Origin of the sequence: Sorangium sp. So ce295 (assembly GCF_051527405.1) — a bacterium.
Classification (GTDB): domain Bacteria; phylum Myxococcota_A; class Polyangia; order Polyangiales; family Polyangiaceae; genus Sorangium; species Sorangium cellulosum_B.
In genome coordinates this window covers 5766191-5782137 of the sequence record NZ_CP150324.1, presented here as the reverse complement: position 1 = coordinate 5782137, position 15947 = coordinate 5766191, and the positions used below count along the sequence as shown (strand labels likewise).

Sequence of the window (15947 nt, the reverse complement as noted above, 5' to 3'; positions counted from 1 at the left end):
ACCCAGGGACATTCATGAGACGGTACGACGTCGCGCGGGCGGGCTCCGGCCTGCTCCTCGCTCTCACGCTGCTCGCCGGCTGCGCGCGCGGCCCCGATGTGGACGCCTCGGGGCTCGCGCTGCGGCGCGTGGTCATCTACAGGAACGGCGTCGCGTATTTCGAGCGGCGAGGGCTCATCGACGCCGATCAGGTGACCTTCCGGGTCCGCAAGGAGAAGGTCGGCGACTTCCTCGCGACGCTCGCGGTCATCGAGGCCGGCGGCAGCAGCGTCCGGAGCGCGTCGTTCCCTGTCGAGGTCGACGACGGATCCGGCGAGGACGAGGCGCCGGAGGAGCTCGAGCCCGAGGTGACGCCGACGCCGGCGCCGAAGGACAAGGGCGCGGCGGCGGCGAAGAAGCGCGACGACGAGCACGAGAAGGTGAAGCTCACCCTCGACGGACGAGAGCACGATCTCGTGGTCGGCTACGTGGCGGAGACGCCGGTGTGGAGGCCGTCGTACCGGCTCGTGATGGGGGCCGGTGGGGCGCAGGGCGCAGCGCCCCGCGCGGACTCGAAGCAGGCGCACCTCCAGGCGTGGGGCATCGTGCAGAACCTCTCGGGCGAGGACTGGAAGGGGGTGAAGCTGTCGCTCGTGGCGGGCGCGCCGCTCGCGTTCCAGGCGACGCTCGACCAGGCGGCGATCCCGCCGCGCCCTGTCGTCAGCGACCAGGGCGAGGTGATCGCGTCCGTGCCGACGAGCGAGACGACGCTGGCCACCGAGGCCGCGCCGCCGCCACCGCCGCCCGTCGCGCCTGCGCCCGCGGCGCCGGGCGACGACGGCGAGGGGTACGCGTTCGCCGACGAGGTCCAGGCCGAAATGGAGAAGGGCGGCGGCAGGCTGCGGTCCACGAGGCCGAGCGCGGCTGCCACGGCGCCCGCCGCGAAGCCGATGCCGAAGCTGAGCGACCGCGACGAGGCGCGCGCCGCCGGGCAGCACGCGGGGCCGCAGTTGAAGCGGTCAGCGGCGGCGCAGGCGCCGCCGCCCATGGTGATGAACCCCTCTCCGCCGCGCAACATGAGCGCGCTCGCCGCGGTCGCGATGGAGGCGGGCACGACCCGTTACGACATCCCGTTCCCTGTCGACATCCCCGACAAGAGCGCGACGATGGTCCTGCTCCTGGCCCGGCAGGTCCCCGGCGAGTCGATCTTCCTGTTCGCGCCCGACGGCGGCGTGCCCGCGTCGAGCTCTCACCCGTTCCGGGTGGCGCGCTTCACGAACGACACGAAGGGGCTGCTGGAGCGCGGCCCCATCGCCGTCTTCGAGAACGGCGCGTTCCTGGGGCAGGGCATGGTCGAGCCGCTGCCGCCGGGGGCCACGACGACGGTGCCGTTCGCGCTGGAGCGGGGCCTCGCCGTCGACACGACGCGCGACGAGAGCGCGGAGGGGGCGCGCCTCGCGAAGATCGAGGGCGGCGCGCTCGAGATCGAGCGCGACTGGGTCACGCACACGAAGTACGCCGTCCGCAACGGCGGCGACCTCGCGGCGAGGACGCTCGTGAAGCACCCCCGCTTGCACGGGACGCGGCTGCACGCGCCCCCGAAGGGCACGGAGGACAACGTCGGCACGGGCAGCGCGCTCGTTCCGATCGACGTGCCGCGGCGGGGGACGGCCGTGCTCGACGTGGACGAGCGACGGCTCTTCCGGCAGCAGATCGACTGGCTCGACCAGCTCGCCGACGACGCGGTGCAAGGCTACCTGAAGGACCCGCGCGCCGACGCGGCCGTGGCCAAGCAGCTCGGTCAGGCCTGGGACATCCGGGGCAAGCTCCGCCCCGCGATCGACGAGCGCGACAGGATCCTCGCCGAGCAGCAGCGCCTCGAGCAGCAGAGCCACGAGCTCCGCCAGAACCTCAGGGCCATCGAGAAGAACAAGACCGCCGACGAGCTCCGCCGCGACCTCACCGATCGGCTCGCGAAGGCGTCGGCGCGCCTCGACGAGATCACGAAGCGCGTCATCGTCCTCGAGATGCAGATCAACGAGCAGCAGATCCGCTTCCGCGATCTCACGAACGAGATCAAGCTCCTCGCCCCGCTGGCCCCGGTGCGCGCGGCTCCCTGAGCGCTGCTGTCCGGCTCCCCGGTTCCCGGTGGAAGGCGGCTCCTCGCTCCTGCGGGGGGCTGCCTCGCCACCGGGATCCCGGCCCGGCTACCTCGCTGGTTTGCCCGCGCTGGGCGGCTGCCGCACGGTGCCTGCGTGGGTCCAGCTCCGCTCCATACCGGTCGCGAGCCAGGCGATCTCGACGCGCTCGCTCCCGAAGATCGCCGCGACGCGATCGCCCCACTGCGCGGGGGCGGGGAGCTCCACGCTCTTCTGGTCCTTGATGCTGCCGAGGGCCTCCGTGCCGACGAGGAACGTGGCGATCCCCTCGCTCGCGAACGCCGACACCGCGGTGCTCGGGACGAAGGGCGCGACCACCGCGCGCACCGTCGAGAGATCGGTCGCGCGCTCCGCGACCGCCCGCACCTCGTCGAGCGTCGACAGGACGAGCGCCACGCCGCCGGCCGCCTTGCCCTCGGCCGGCGCTGCCTGCCCCTGCGGGTCCGCGGCGGCCGCCGCGGGCGCCTCGGCCGGCGCAGGGGCGGCGCGCCCGCGCGCCCCGACCGCGGCGTGCCCGTTCACCTTCGGCACGCCGGCGAGCACGTCGAGCGTCAGCGGCCCCTTCCACGGCACCGCCGCGGGCGCCGGCGGCGGCTTCTTCGTGCTCACCTGCTCCCCCTTCTTGTCGCGGAGGATCAGCACGTCGTCGGTCGGCAGCGCCCGCGGCACGGTCACCCGCACCGGCCGCTTGAACGACCGCGGATCGCCGACCGCGCCCGTCGCCACCGCGTAGGCCAGGGTCTCCGCCGAGGCCACGACGAACGACGGCGCCCCGGCGATGCGGGGCTCCGGATCCGCGGTGCGCAGCGACAGGCTGCCGGGCGGCGGCGGGTAGATCTCCGACGTGACGACGCGCCTGTCCGGCTCGACGATGCGCGCGCCCGTAGCGACGAGATCGACGAGCGCGCCCGACTGCGCGAGCACCTCGAGCACCTGCCGCGACGGCGGCGCGACGAGCAGGTCGAGCCGCGACGGGACGCGCTTCGACTTGAGCAGCAGCGCCGCCGCGAGCATGTCGCGCAACGTCACGCCGGAGTCGCCCCCGAGGACGACCTGCGCCACGGGCTTGCCGGCGAGATCGCGGACGGGCCGGACCACGCCCTCCTCGTCCATGAGGAGCGGATCGACCGTGCCGAGATCGATCGAGACGACCTCCTCGCACGGCGCGCCCGGGTCCGGCACGAGCGCGCGGTGGGCCTTCGATCTGCGCTGATCGCGGAGGAAGACCTCCGTCTTCTCGTCGCTCACGAACAGCGCCGCCGCCGCGCCGACCTGGGGCGCGATGCCGCAGAGCACCGCGCGGTCGCCCACGGAGAGCAGCCGCGCGCTCGGCCCGGCGAACTCGAGGATCACCGGCGCGTGGTGCTCGCCTTCGATGCGGCGCACCACCTCGTCGAGGTTCCTGCGGAGCAGCTCGAGGGCGACGTCCCGCGCGCAGACGAAGGGCCGCACCCTGCCCGAGAGGTGGATCTGCACGCTGCGGGGCGGCCGGAGCCAGACCGAGCCCGTGGCGAGCGCCTGCCCGAGCTGGCTCGGCGAGACGACGAGCGACAGCATGCCGATGCCGCCGACGGTCGTGAGGCGCGGGTCGTCCGTGAGGGCGAGCCGCGCCGGCGCCGCGAAGCGCTCCAGGTGAACGGGCGCAGGGAACCCGATGCCGGGCCGCGCGATCGGGATGTTGTAGGTCGGGAACTCGGGCGACACCGAGTGCGGGCTGCCCTCGTCGATATCCGCGAGCGAGCTCGCGTCGGCCACGCAGGTGCCGTCGTAGGCGACGGCGACTTCGACCGGCGTCTTCTTCATGCCCGTGGCGATGGCCTCGGCCAGCGCGCGCGACGGCGCCCTGGAGAGGATCACCTGGTCGACCTTGACCTGGACGAGATCACCGCGCAGCTGAGGATCCGTCGCCCGCCCGGCAAGGATCTTCTGGGGCATCGTGCGGGGGGGATCCCCGGCTCGAGCACGCATAGATGTTGGGCCGTCCTTGTTTTTCTTGATGAGATGGCGGGTACGGCGCACGCCGCTCCCGACCACGTTTGACGTCGGCCCCCCGGCGAGACGCGCCGGTGGGATCCGCCTCCGGACCTTGCCGCGAGGCGAAAGAACGGCCGCACGTTAGCCGCTCGCCTGGACGAGGGTCAAGGCGTGCTTTGGAGCGGGCCCCCAGGGGCGGGAATCGCCCGGCTGGGACCAGGATGCAAGAGGCAAAGCGCCCGCCCGGTCCAACGTTTCGCCGCGCTTCGCCTGTCGCGTCGTGTCGCGTCGTGTCGCGTCGTGTCGCGTCTGTTGCGCTGGTCCACGATGGCAGGCGGCCGGTACGAGCCTTCGCGGCGCTGCCGCGCAGTGCCATCTGTCGTCGACGCCGTGCGCGCCCGTCTGCCATGGGCCTGGCCGCGTGCGTCCGGCTGCCATCGGCTCGGGCGCGCGCGGCCGAGCGGGTCGGGCGACGATGAGGAGCGCCGGCTCTCCCGCGCCGCGGCGCGAGATGCCGGGCCAGGTTCGTTTGTTTTCCCGATCGTGCCGCGCTTGGGTAATCTCGGCGCATGTTCCAGGCCGTGCTGAAGGAAGTCGTAGAGAACACCGAGGGCGGCATCGCGACCCTTCTCATGGATTTCGAGGGGATCCCGGTCGACAGCTACTCCAAGCCGGGGGCCGCGTTCGACATCACCACCATCGGCGCGGAGTTCAGCGTCGTGTTGAAGTCGATCCAGCGCGCCGCCGAGATGCTCGACGCGGGCAACGCCGCCGAGATCGCGATCCAGGCCGAGAAGGTCACGACCCTGATCCGCGTCGTGAACAACTCGTACTTCGTGGCCTTCTCGATGACGCCCGACGCGAACATCGGCAAGGCCCGGTACCTCCTGCGCACCAAGGTGCCCGTGCTGCTGAAGGAGCTCGCCTGAGCGGCTTCAGCATCTCGGTCATCTCCGGGCCGAACCTCGATCGACTGGGCAAGCGCGAGCCAGCGATCTACGGCACGGCCACGCTGGATGACGTTCACCGCGCCGTCGAGGAGGCCGCGAAGGCCCGCGGCGCCTCGGTGTCGTGCATGCAATCGAACTGCGAGGGAGAGCTCGTGACCGCGATCAGCCACGCTGGCGATCGCGGCTTCCACGGCATCCTCCTCAACGCCGGTGCCTACACGCACACCTCCATCGCGCTCTATGACGCGATCCGCGCGAGCGCGCTTCCTACCGTCGAGGTGCACATCTCCAACCCGGACGGCCGTGAGCCGTTCCGCCGTCGCTCCCGCATCGCGCCTGCGTGCATGGCGCGCGTCGCGGGTTTCGGTCCGAGCTCGTATGTCCTTGGGCTGATCGGGCTGCTCGGGCATCTGGAGAAGCTGCGATCCGACGAAAGAGGTTGAACATGCGCCGTCACTCTGGTTGAAAGGCGGCAAACATCGATGGCCGAACGTCCTTCCATGAACATCAACCTCAAGCAGTTGCGGGCGCTGGTACGCATCTTAGAGAAGCGCAACGTGAACGACTTCGAGTTCGAGGACGAACACGTTCGCATTCGCCTCACGCGCGGAGGCGTCATCCCGCAGGGCGCGGCGCCGCATCTCGCGCCCGCCGCCTTCCAGCTCCACAGCGCGCCGGTCGCGCCGCCGCCGGCGCCGCCCGCGGCGGCACCTGCGCCGGCCGCCGCGCCCGCGCCGGCGGCCCCTGCGGCGGCGAGCGACGAGGGGATCTCCTATGTGACGTCGCCGTTCGTCGGCACGTTCTACCGATCGCCGTCGCCCGATGCGCCCCCGTTCGTCGATGTGGGCAGCGCGATCCGCGTGGGTCAGGCGCTCTGCATCATCGAGGCGATGAAGCTGATGAACGAGATCGAGGCGGACTCTCCGGGCACGATCGTCGAGATCCTCGTCGACAACGGCAAGCCGGTCGAGTTCGGGCAGCGTCTCTTCAAGGTGCGGGGCAGCTAGCGCTGCCCTGGCGAGGGTGCCGTGTTCCAGAAGATCCTGATCGCCAATCGCGGCGAGATCGCGATGCGTGTCATCCGCGCCTGCCGCCTGCTCGGCATCCGCACGGTAGCCATCCACTCCGAGGCGGACGCAGCGGCGCTGCACGTCCGGTTCGCGGACGAGGCCGTGTGCGTCGGTCCGGCCGAGGCGTCGAAGAGCTACCTCAACATCCCGCAGATCATCGCGGCGGCGGAGGTCACGGGCGCCGACGCCATCCACCCAGGCTACGGGTTCCTCTCGGAGAACGCGAAGTTCGCCGAGCTTTGCAAGAAGTGCCGCCTCACCTTCATCGGGCCGACCGCGGAGGCGATGCGGACCTGGGGCGACAAGGTGTCCGCGCGCGAGGTCGCCAAGCGCTTCGGCATCCCCATGCTCAGCGGCACGGGCGTGCTCAAGAGCGCGGCGGACGCGGCCGAGCAGGCCGAGCGCGTCGGCTATCCGGTGATCCTGAAGGCCTCCGGCGGCGGCGGCGGCAGGGGCATGCGCATCGTCCGCGAGGCCGGCGAGGTGCAGCGCTCGTTCGAGATCGCGACGCAGGAGGCCCTGAGCGGCTTCAAGAACCCGGACGTCTACCTCGAGCGCTACGTCGAGGCGCCGCGCCACATCGAGTTCCAGGTGCTCGCGGATCAGCACGGGGGCGTGTGGACGCTCGGCGAGCGCGAGTGCTCGCTCCAGCGCCGGCACCAGAAGGTGATGGAGGAGTCGCCCAGCCCGGCGATGGACAACGAGAAGCGCTCCCGGATGGGCGACATCCTCCGGGGTGCGATCCTCGAGACCGGCTACACCGGCCTGGGCACGCTCGAGTTCCTGATGGATGAGCGAGGCGAGCTCTTCTTCATGGAGATGAACACCCGCGTCCAGGTCGAGCACCCGGTCACCGAGATGGTGACCGGCGTCGATCTCGTCGCGCAGCAGATCCTCGCCGCTGCAGGCGAGCGCCTCTCGCTCCCCGACACGCGGCCCTGGAGCTTCCGGGGCCACGCCATCGAGTGCCGGATCAACGCCGAGGATGCGCGCTCGTTCGTGCCGTGGCCGGGCCTCATCACGGAGTACCACTCGCCCGGCGGCGTCGGGATCCGCGTCGATTCCGGCGTGTACGGCGGTTTCCGCGTTCCCAGCTCCTACGATTCGCTGGTGGCGAAGGTGATCGCGCACGGCGCGAACCGGGCCGAGGCGATCGCCAGGCTCCGGTGCGCGCTCGACGAGTTCATCATCGGCGGCATCCGCACGAACATCCCGCTGCACCAGGCGTTGCTGCGAGATCCAGAGGTCGTCGCCGGCAACATCTCCACGCATACGATCGAGCGCGTCGTCTCGCAGGGATTCTGACGCGACGCACCGGCGCGGTTGACGTGTCGATGCGCGCAGCGGTTGCGTGATCGAGTGCTCGACGCGCTGACCAGCGCAGCGCGAGCTCGATTGAATGTTGCTCGAGCACCAGGTCGAAAGTGCGACCTGGTGCTACTTTACGTCGCTCTCGAGGCTGCGCGGGCAAGCCCTCGTCGGGTGAGCGAACCCCTTGAACTAGAAAGCATTTGCCGCGGGTATGGAAGCGAACGCTGGAGTGCAGGCTGACTTCTCTTCGTGGGTGCAGGCGACCTCCGATGCCTCCGAGCTCGAGCTCGGGCTCCCTGGCTTCGGCTACGCCGATCTCTTCGACCCTGCGAAGCTCGCCGAGCTGACGGAGCGGTTCGAGGAGTATTTCCACGCAGCAGACGAAGGCGCCTACGCGCGCTTCGACGCTTACCGGGCCTCGCTGCGCGCGGCGCAGGCGGACGCCTCCGGCGCCGGCGCGGGCCGGCCTGCGCTCACGCCGGAGCAGGTCTCCGAGGCGCTCCTCGCGGCGGCGCCCCACGTCGGCCGCTTCGTGGCGACGCTCTTCCGGGTCGAGCGGGAGACGCAGGCGCAGATCGACGCGACCCTCGAGCGGAGCGCGCTCTGGGACTTCAAGCGCGAGTTCTCGAAGAAGCGCCTGTTCAAGCCGAACCCGGGGAAGTCGTGGCGGGGCACGCACGTCGAGGCGGCGCACGCGGCGCGGCGGTCGCTCGCGGCCATGGGCGCGCCTGCGAGCGCGCTCGACGGCGGCTCCGCCGCGGAGGAGCTCGCGATCGCCCGCGCGACGCTCGCCCTGATCGAGGTCGACGAGATCGCCCGCAAGGCCGCGAAGGCCGGCGGCGCGAAGTGGACGGACGAGCTCCGCGAGCGGGCGGCGAAGGTGCGCGCGGCGCTGCGGGAGGACCCGGCGCTCGCCGAGGGTGTGGCGCCGGCGGCGGCCGTCGCTGGCGCGGAGCCGACCGAGGCCGAGGACGGGGCGGTCGTGGCGCTCGCGCTCGACGCCGTCGAGGCGTGGCTCGCGGCGCGCCGCGCGGACGAGCACGATCCGGCGCGTCGGTGGCCGACGCTGAAGGCGCCGCGCACGCTCGACTACCAGGAGCTCGTGCAGCTGCAGAGGAAGGGCGCGAACGGCAGCCCGGGCGCCGCCGAGCTCCTCGTCGGCCCCGAGCACGAGCGGAGGGACCGCGACGGCTTCACGCTGACGGACCGTCGCGCGCCGCCCCGCGAGGTCGAGAGCCAGGTCGACTACTGCCTCTTCTGCCACGATCGCGACAAGGACTCGTGCTCGAAGGGCCTGCGCGACAACAAGACCGGGGCGATCAAGGCGAACCCGCTCGGCGTCGAGCTGAACGGCTGCCCGCTCGACGAGAAGATCAGCGAGATGCACACCATGCGGGGGCGGGGCGAGTCGATCGCCGCGCTCGCGCTCGTCTGCCTCGACAACCCGATGTGCCCCGGCACCGGCCACCGCATCTGCAACGACTGCATGAAGGCGTGCGTCTTCCAGAAGCAGGAGCCGGTGGACATCCCGCAGATCGAGACCGCGGCGCTCACGGACGTGCTGTCGCTCCCGTGGGGCCTCGAGATCTACGGGTTCCTCACGCGCTGGAACCCGCTCGACGCGCTGCGGCCGCACGCGCTCCCGTACAACGGCAAGAACGTGCTCGTCGTCGGCCTCGGCCCGGCCGGCTACACGCTCTCGCACCACCTCACGCGGCAGGGCTTCGCGTGCGTGGCGATCGACGGGCTGAAGATCGAGCCGCTGCCGGTCGAGCTCACGGGCGACGAATCGCGCCCGCCGCGCCCGGTCAAGGATTTCAAGCGGCTCTACACAGAGCTCGACGAGCGCGTCCTCCTCGGCTTCGGCGGGGTGAGCGAGTACGGGATCACGGTGCGATGGGACAAGAACTTCCTCACCGTCCTGTACGTCACGCTGGCCCGGCAGCGGCTGCTCCGGATCTACGGCGGCGTGCGGTTCGGCGGGACGATCGATCTCGACGACGCCTTCCGGCTCGGGTTCCACCACGTCGCGATCGCGGCGGGCGCGGGGCGCCCGACGATCATCCCGCTCAAGAACAACCTCGCGCGCGGCATCCGCAAGGCGTCGGACTTCCTGATGGCGCTCCAGCTGGCCGGAGCCTACAAGCGCTCGGCGCTCGCGAACCTCCAGGTGCGCCTGCCGGCGGTGGTGATCGGCGGCGGCCTCACGGCGATCGACACCGCGACGGAGCTCGCCGCGTACTACGTCGTGCAGGCCGAGAAGACGGCCGACCGGCTCGACGCGCTGATCGCGGAGCGCGGAGAGGCCGCCGTCCTCGCGATGTTCGACGAGGAGGAGCGGGAGTTTTTGGCCGAGCAGCGGCGCCACGCGGAGGAGATCCGCGACGAGCGCGCGCGCGCCGCGCGCGAGGGGCGCCCGCCGCGCTTCCAGGACCTGATCGACGCGTGGGGAGGCGTCTCGCTGGTCTACCGGAAGCGGCTCATCGACTCGCCGGCGTACCGGCTGAACCACGAAGAGGTCGCCAAGTCGCTCGAGGAAGGGATCCGCTACGTCGAGAACCTCGCCCCGGTCGAGGCGGTGCTCGACGAGCGCGGGTGCGTCTCCTCGCTCGTCTTCGATCGGCAGGAGATCGTCGACGGCAAGTGGCGGAGCGCGGGGCAGGCGGTCTCGATCCCTGCCCGCACCGTGTGCGTCGCGGCCGGGACGAGCCCCAACGTCACGTACGAGAAGGAGCGCCCGGGCTCGTTCGTGTTCGACAAGTGGCGGCAGTTCTTCCAGCCGCACCGCGCCTACGTCGATGAGGGCGGCGCGCTCAAGGTGGAGCCGGCCAAGCCGCGGGAGGGCTTCTTCACGAGCTACAACGACGGCGAGCACGCGGTGAGCTTCTACGGCGACAACCACCCCCACTACGCGGGGAGCGTCGTGAAGGCGATGGCGAGCGCCAAGGACGCGTACCCGTCCGTCGTCGCGCTGTTCCGCCACGACATCGCCCGGCTCGGCGAGGAGCCGCAGGCCGCGCGCGACGCGCGGCGGCGCGACCTCTTCGCCCGCCTCGATCACGACCTCGGCGCGGTGGTCGAGCGGGTCGAGCGGCTCACGCCGACGATCGTCGAGGTGGTCGTGCGCGCGCCCGCGGCGGCGCGGAAGTTCGAGCCCGGGCAGTTCTACCGGCTGCAGAACTACGAGGTGCGCTCGCCCGTGATCCGCGGCACGCGGCTCGCGATGGAGGGCCTCGCGCTCACGGGCGCGTGGGTCGACAAGGAGAAGGGGCTGCTGTCGCTCATCGCGCTCGAGATGGGCGCGTCCTCCCGCCTGCTCGCCGCGCTGCGCCCGGGCGAGGAGGTCGTCGTGATGGGGCCGACCGGGACGCCCACGGACATCCCCGAGGGGGAGACCGTGCTGCTCGCCGGCGGCGGGCTCGGCAACGCCGTCCTGTTCTCGATCGCGAAGGCGCTGAAGGCGCGCGGCGACCGCGTGATCTACTTCGCCGGCTACCGGCGCGGCGAGGATCTCTTCAAGCAGGACGAGATCGAGGTGGCGACCGACCAGGTCGTCTGGTGCACGGACGGCGGCGCCGAGATCCCGCCGCGGCGCGCGACCGACCACCACTTCCGCGGCAACATCGTCCAGGCGATGAGGGCCTACGCAGAGCGCCAGCTCGGCGGCGAGCTGGCGGCCCTCTCGGAGGTCCGTCGCATCATCGCGATCGGCTCGGACAAGATGATGAACGCCGTGCGCGAGGCGCGGCACGGCGTGCTGGCGCCGCACCTGGATCCGAAGCACGTGGGCATCGCGAGCATCAACTCGCCGATGCAGTGCATGATGAAGGAGGTCTGCGCGCAGTGCCTCCAGCGGCACGTGGACCCGGAGACGGGCAAGGAGACGCTGGTCTTCTCGTGCTTCAACCAGGACCAGCTCATCGACCACGTCGACTTCAAGAACCTCGCCGCGAGGCTCCGGGCCAACACGGTGCAGGAGAAGCTGTCGAACGCCTGGCTCGATCACCTGCTGGCCGAGCGCCCCACGCTCCGGCACGTGTGACGCAGGCTCGGGCCTCGGCGACCCGAGGCCTCGCCCCCGCGGAACGCGGGAAGGCGGCCTCGGCAGCGCCTCGTCGACTCGAGGCGCCCGAGGCCGCGCAGGGTGGGGGTGCGCGGCCGCGCGCGGCCGTTCGCGGTCAGCTGCCCGCGGGCAGCTTGATCTTCGGCTCCTTGGGGTGGCGCCGGTACAGCAGGATCGTCCGCCCCAGCGTCTGCGCCACGGCGGCGCGAAGCCGCCCGGAGAGGGTGTCGGCGACGTCGTCCAGCTCGTCCGGGCACTCGGTGCCCAGGCGTACCTTCACGAGCTCGTGCCGCTCCAGGGCGGCGTCGACGGCCGCGACGACGCCGTCGGTCAGGCCGGCCTTGCCGAGCTGCACGACCGGTTCGAGGTGATGCCCCAGCGCGCGGAGGTGGCGGCGCTGCTTTCCTGTCAGATCCAAAGCGTTCGGCCTTTCTTGAGGCGGTCGCGCGATTCGGGCGCTCGATGGTCGAGGGACGTCCCTGTCGCGGTCGCGCGCGCGGTCATACTGGCCTCCGGGCCAAGCGAAAAGGGCGCGCCGCGCGGGCTCTTCGCACAACGCGTGATCGCTCAGGCGCCAGCGCCGGTAAACCGGAGCATGCAGCATGTGTGGGGTGCACGTGGGTTTTCATGGGTAGATGTGCGATAAGGCCCAGCGCGGCGCAAGCGGTCGGAGCTCCCAGGGGGACCCGGGCGCTCTGGGTTTTGCTTGACGTGGCCATGCAACAGGCATCCCCTTGATCTAGTGGCCGGCAGCTCGAGGGGGGCTCGAGCGCTCGGATCGACACCGACATGGGCTCATCGAGCGAGCGAGATGCGGTAGCGGGGCAGGACGCCGAGCTCCCTCGGCTGGATGAGGGAGCGGACCCGATCGAGCTCACGGTCCATGACGAGGTGAGCCCCTGTCCGTACCTGCCTGAAGCCGAGGCGCGGATGCCGCTGCGCGTGCCCATCCGTCCGCTCACGCGCGCGGAGTTCGACCAGCGGCTCGTCGCGGGCAACCGCCGCCATGGCAAGCTGCTCTACCGCACCCAGTGCCCCTCCTGCCGGGCGTGCGAGCCGATCCGGATCGTCGTTCGTGACTTCGTCCCCGGCCGCACGCAGCGCCGGGTGCTCCGCCGTGGAGAGCGGGTGGTGGACGTCGAGATCGGCCCGCCCGTGACCACGCGGGAGAAGATCATCCTGTACAACCGGCACAAGCACGGCCGGGGGTTGATGCGCGATGACGGTCCGCTCGGCGCCGAGGGGTACGAGGCGTTCCTCGTGGACAGCTGCTGCGAGACGTTCGAGATGCGCTATCGCGTCGGCGGCCGTCTCGTCGGGGTTGCCGTCGTGGATCGGGGGCAGGATTCGCTGTCCGCGGTCTACTCGTTCTACGAGCCCGAGCTTGAGCCGCTGAGCCCCGGTGTCTTCTCGATCCTGAAGCAGCTCGAGCTGTGCCGTTCCTGGGGCCTCCGGTACCTGTACCTCGGCCTGTACGTCGAGCGCTGCTCGCGCCTGGTCTACAAGGCCCAGTACCTGCCGCACGAGCGGCTCATCGATGGCCGCTGGCGGCGCTTCGAGCGGCAGCCGCCTGCGGCGCCATGACAGGAGCACGCCGCTGGATTTCGCGAGCGCGCCGCTCGGCGTCTCGTGGCAAGGACGTACCCATGTGGAATCGCGCTCTCGCTTTCACCTCGTGCGCTGCGCTCTGGGCTCTCTTCGTCGTCGCGTGCGGCGACACGAGGCCGATCTTCGACACCGCCGCCGGGGGCGCCGGGGGCGCCGGCTCGTCGGCAGGCGGGGAGGGCGGAGCAGGCGGCGGTGAGGCCGGCGGCGGCGGTGAGGCCGGTGGCGGCACGGCCGGCGGCGACGGTACGGCCGGCGGTGGCGGTACCGGCGGCGGTGGCGGTACGGCCGGTGGCGACGGTACGGCCGGCGGTGGTGGCAGCGGCGGTGGCGGGGCAGGGTAGGTAGGCCGGCGCCGCGTTGCCCGCGGGCCGGTTGTGTTCCGGCATCGCCGGGCCTAAGCCGCTCGCGTGCATCCGCTTGCAGACAAGGTCCTCGCCCGCGACATGCGCGCGACGGCGCGGGCCTGCCGGCTCGTCGACGACCGCGTCGGCGACCATGCCGCGATCCTGAAGGATCTCTTCCCCCATACCGGCCGCGCCTGGGTCCTCGGCGTGACGGGGAACCCGGGGGCAGGCAAGAGCACGCTCACCGATCGGCTGATCAGCGTATTCCGGGGGCAAGGTCGCCGGGTCGCCGTGGTGGCGGTCGATCCCACGAGCCCGTTCACCGGCGGCGCGATCCTCGGCGACCGCATCCGCATGCAGGCCCATTTCGACGATCCCGACGTGTTCATCCGGTCGCTGGCGACCCGGGGCGCGCTCGGCGGGCTGTCGCGCTCGGTGGTGGACGTCGTGCGGGTGCTCGACGCCTGGGGCGCGGACGTCGTGGTGGTCGAGACCGTCGGCGTCGGGCAGGACGAGCTCGAGATCACCCGGATGGCGCACACCACCCTGGTCGTCGCCGCGCCGGGGATGGGCGACGAGGTGCAGGCGATCAAGGCGGGCATCCTGGAGTGCGCCGACGTCTTCGCCGTGAACAAGGCCGACCGGGACGGGGCCGACGCGGCGGTGCGCGATCTGGAGCTCATGATCGCGCTCGGCGGCGAGGTGGCTGCGGCCTCCGGACGGGCGCGCGGGCACAGCGCCGCGGCGCTCCACGCCCGCGCGCAGAGGGCGCCCTCTCCAGGTGGCGAGCCCGTCGAAGGTCCCTGGGAGCCCGTGATCGCGCGGACCGTGGCCACACGTAACGAGGGCGTGGCGGCGCTCGTGGACAAGCTGGAGGGGCACCGGGCGTGGCTGTTCGGGACCGAGGCCGGCGCTGCGCGCCGAGAGGAGCGCCTGCGCGAGGCGATGCACGTGCAGCTCCGCGACGCGCTCACCGACGCCGCGGTCGCCGCGCTCGGTCCCGCGCTCGAGGCCGCGGTGCATGCCGTCGCGCGGCGCGAGGTCGACCCCTACACCGCGTCGGAGCGGCTCGTCGCGGCCTTCCGCAGCGCAGGCGCCGTCACGGCTGGCGCCGCCGTCGCGCCCGGCGGCGAGACCTGAGCGGCGGCCAGGAGGCCGGGGCGGCCAGCTCAGATCGGCCGCGCGGCAGCGCTAGTCGATGCAGCGATCCAGCGCGTCTTTCTCGGGTTTACAGGACGTACTCCACTTGTCGTCGCGGTTACACATCCCGGTGTCGTCCTCGCACTCCAGGAGAGCGTCGTACTGGTCGACGCAGCCGCGGCGGTCGGCGTCCACGTACCTGTCATCGTAGCGATCGAGGCAGTCGCCGTACTCGCGGTCGCTGCACCCCTCGCAGTCGCATTTGTAGTCGCAGAGATCGTCCTCCAGAGGGCTGCACGCCGCGGTGAAGAGGCAGGCAAGGCTGAGGATCATGTGCGAGGCCTTCATCGGCCCAAGGTTATCCCGCGTCCTCGGCTCCAGCGCGATAAACAGCTCGCTGGGCGCCGAGCGACGATGAGCCGCGCTCGCCTGCTTCCCACCTTCCGCCGGTGCGCTCGACACCCACTTTGCGCGCAGCGCGGCTGGCGCTCACGGCGCGGCGCCGCGGCGGCGTGGCGGCTTGCGCCCCACGTTCTCTGCGCGGAACGCGCTCGGGCACGCGTCGCTGATCCCGCAGCCTCCGCACGCTGGCTTCCTCGCGAAGCAGATCCGGCGGCCGTGGAAGATCAGCGTGTGGGACAGCATATCCCAGTCGCGCCGCGGGAAGAGCGCCACGAGGTCGCGCTCGATCTGCTCTGGCTTGTCGCTGGTCGTCCACCCGAGCCGCTGCGACAGGCGCTGCACGTGGGTATCGACCACGACGCCCTCCGGCGCTTCGAAGGCGACGCCGAGCACCACATTCGCCGTCTTGCGCCCAACGCCAGGCAGCTTCACGAGCTCGGCGAGCGTCCTCGGCACCTCGCCGCCGTGCCGCTCGATGAGGCCTCGCGCGAGACCCACGATGTTCTTCCCTTTCTGGTTGAACATGCCCATCCCGAGCCGCTTGAGGAGCGCGCCCACCTCGGCGGCATCGGCGCTGGCGAGGGCGCGGGCATCGGGATACGCGCCGAACAGGTGGGGGGTCACCTTGTTGACCAGCACGTCCGTCGTCTGGGCGCTGAGCACCGTCGCGACGAGAAGCTCGAACGAGGATCGATGAGCCAGCTCGCAGTGGGCGTCCGGGTGCAGCGCCCGCAGCCGCGCGAAGGTGGCCGGAGGCGTGCTCGGCGCTGCGCGCGCCGGCCTCGGCCGAGCCGCGTCGGCGAGCGCTGTCGCCTTCTTGGACCTCGACGCGCGCGTCGTCGCCGCCATCGGAGCACCCCCGCGAGCCGCCTTGTCCGGCCGCTTCACCGGGGGTGCGACGCCCTCGTCTCGATGTTTGTCTGCGGGATCGACAGCGACGGACGCGG

At 71.7% G+C, this 15947-nt stretch carries 13 protein-coding genes; 9 read left to right on the top strand and 4 right to left on the bottom strand.

Annotation, left to right across the window (positions count from 1 at the left end; genetic code table 11):
- Positions 1–14 precede the first annotated feature (14 nt).
- On the top strand, positions 15–2099 hold the full coding sequence (locus tag WMF11_RS21850; protein ID WP_437910442.1) for a hypothetical protein: 2085 nt from the start codon (positions 15–17) through the stop codon (positions 2097–2099).
- A gap of 87 nt (positions 2100–2186) precedes the next feature.
- Here the strand turns inward: WMF11_RS21850 and WMF11_RS21845 are convergent, their stop codons facing one another.
- Complete coding sequence (locus tag WMF11_RS21845) at positions 2187–4073, bottom strand: aconitase family protein (RefSeq protein ID WP_437910441.1); 1887 nt, start codon at positions 4071–4073, stop codon at positions 2187–2189.
- 608 nt (positions 4074–4681) lie between these two features.
- On the opposite strand from WMF11_RS21845, the gene WMF11_RS21840 reads away from it, so the two are divergent.
- The 5 genes from WMF11_RS21840 to WMF11_RS21820 all read left to right on the top strand — a co-directional run bounded on the left by WMF11_RS21840 (position 4682) and on the right by WMF11_RS21820 (position 11485).
- A complete protein-coding gene (locus WMF11_RS21840) occupies positions 4682–5041 on the top strand; it encodes a roadblock/LC7 domain-containing protein (protein WP_012236555.1) in 360 nt (119 codons plus the stop codon).
- Positions 5038–5505: a type II 3-dehydroquinate dehydratase gene (locus tag WMF11_RS21835; RefSeq protein WP_437748006.1), complete on the top strand. Its 468-nt coding sequence runs from the start codon at positions 5038–5040 to the stop codon at positions 5503–5505. Before WMF11_RS21840 ends, WMF11_RS21835 begins: the two co-directional genes overlap by 4 nt.
- Positions 5506–5562: 57 nt before the next feature.
- Positions 5563–6069 (top strand): acetyl-CoA carboxylase biotin carboxyl carrier protein, encoded by a 507-nt coding sequence (accB, locus tag WMF11_RS21830; RefSeq protein WP_437554477.1) that lies wholly within the window; start codon positions 5563–5565, stop codon positions 6067–6069.
- A 21-nt stretch (positions 6070–6090) separates the two neighbouring features.
- Positions 6091–7437, top strand: a complete 1347-nt coding sequence (accC, locus tag WMF11_RS21825; RefSeq protein WP_437554476.1) for an acetyl-CoA carboxylase biotin carboxylase subunit — start codon at positions 6091–6093, stop codon at positions 7435–7437.
- 217 nt (positions 7438–7654) lie between these two features.
- Positions 7655–11485: an FAD-dependent oxidoreductase gene (locus tag WMF11_RS21820; protein WP_437978775.1), complete on the top strand. Its 3831-nt coding sequence runs from the start codon at positions 7655–7657 to the stop codon at positions 11483–11485.
- A 136-nt stretch (positions 11486–11621) separates the two neighbouring features.
- Here WMF11_RS21820 and yhbY read toward each other — a convergent pair whose 3' ends face one another.
- Positions 11622–11924, bottom strand: a complete 303-nt coding sequence (gene yhbY / locus WMF11_RS21815) for a ribosome assembly RNA-binding protein YhbY (RefSeq protein ID WP_437554472.1) — start codon at positions 11922–11924, stop codon at positions 11622–11624.
- Between the two features lie 371 nt (positions 11925–12295).
- On the opposite strand from yhbY, the gene WMF11_RS21810 reads away from it, so the two are divergent.
- From WMF11_RS21810 to meaB, 3 genes are all read left to right on the top strand, one after another.
- Entirely contained in the window at positions 12296–13090 is a 795-nt protein-coding gene (locus tag WMF11_RS21810; RefSeq protein WP_437300935.1) for an arginyltransferase, read from the top strand.
- A gap of 62 nt (positions 13091–13152) precedes the next feature.
- Complete coding sequence (locus tag WMF11_RS21805; protein ID WP_437978774.1) at positions 13153–13455, top strand: hypothetical protein; 303 nt, start codon at positions 13153–13155, stop codon at positions 13453–13455.
- A gap of 66 nt (positions 13456–13521) precedes the next feature.
- Entirely contained in the window at positions 13522–14598 is a 1077-nt protein-coding gene (meaB, locus tag WMF11_RS21800; RefSeq protein WP_437978773.1) for a methylmalonyl Co-A mutase-associated GTPase MeaB, read from the top strand.
- A gap of 51 nt (positions 14599–14649) precedes the next feature.
- Here meaB and WMF11_RS21795 read toward each other — a convergent pair whose 3' ends face one another.
- Entirely contained in the window at positions 14650–14946 is a 297-nt protein-coding gene (locus WMF11_RS21795) for a hypothetical protein (protein ID WP_437978772.1), read from the bottom strand.
- 141 nt (positions 14947–15087) lie between these two features.
- Positions 15088–15849, bottom strand: a complete 762-nt coding sequence (gene nth / locus WMF11_RS21790) for an endonuclease III (protein ID WP_437978771.1) — start codon at positions 15847–15849, stop codon at positions 15088–15090.
- Positions 15850–15947 lie beyond the last annotated feature (98 nt).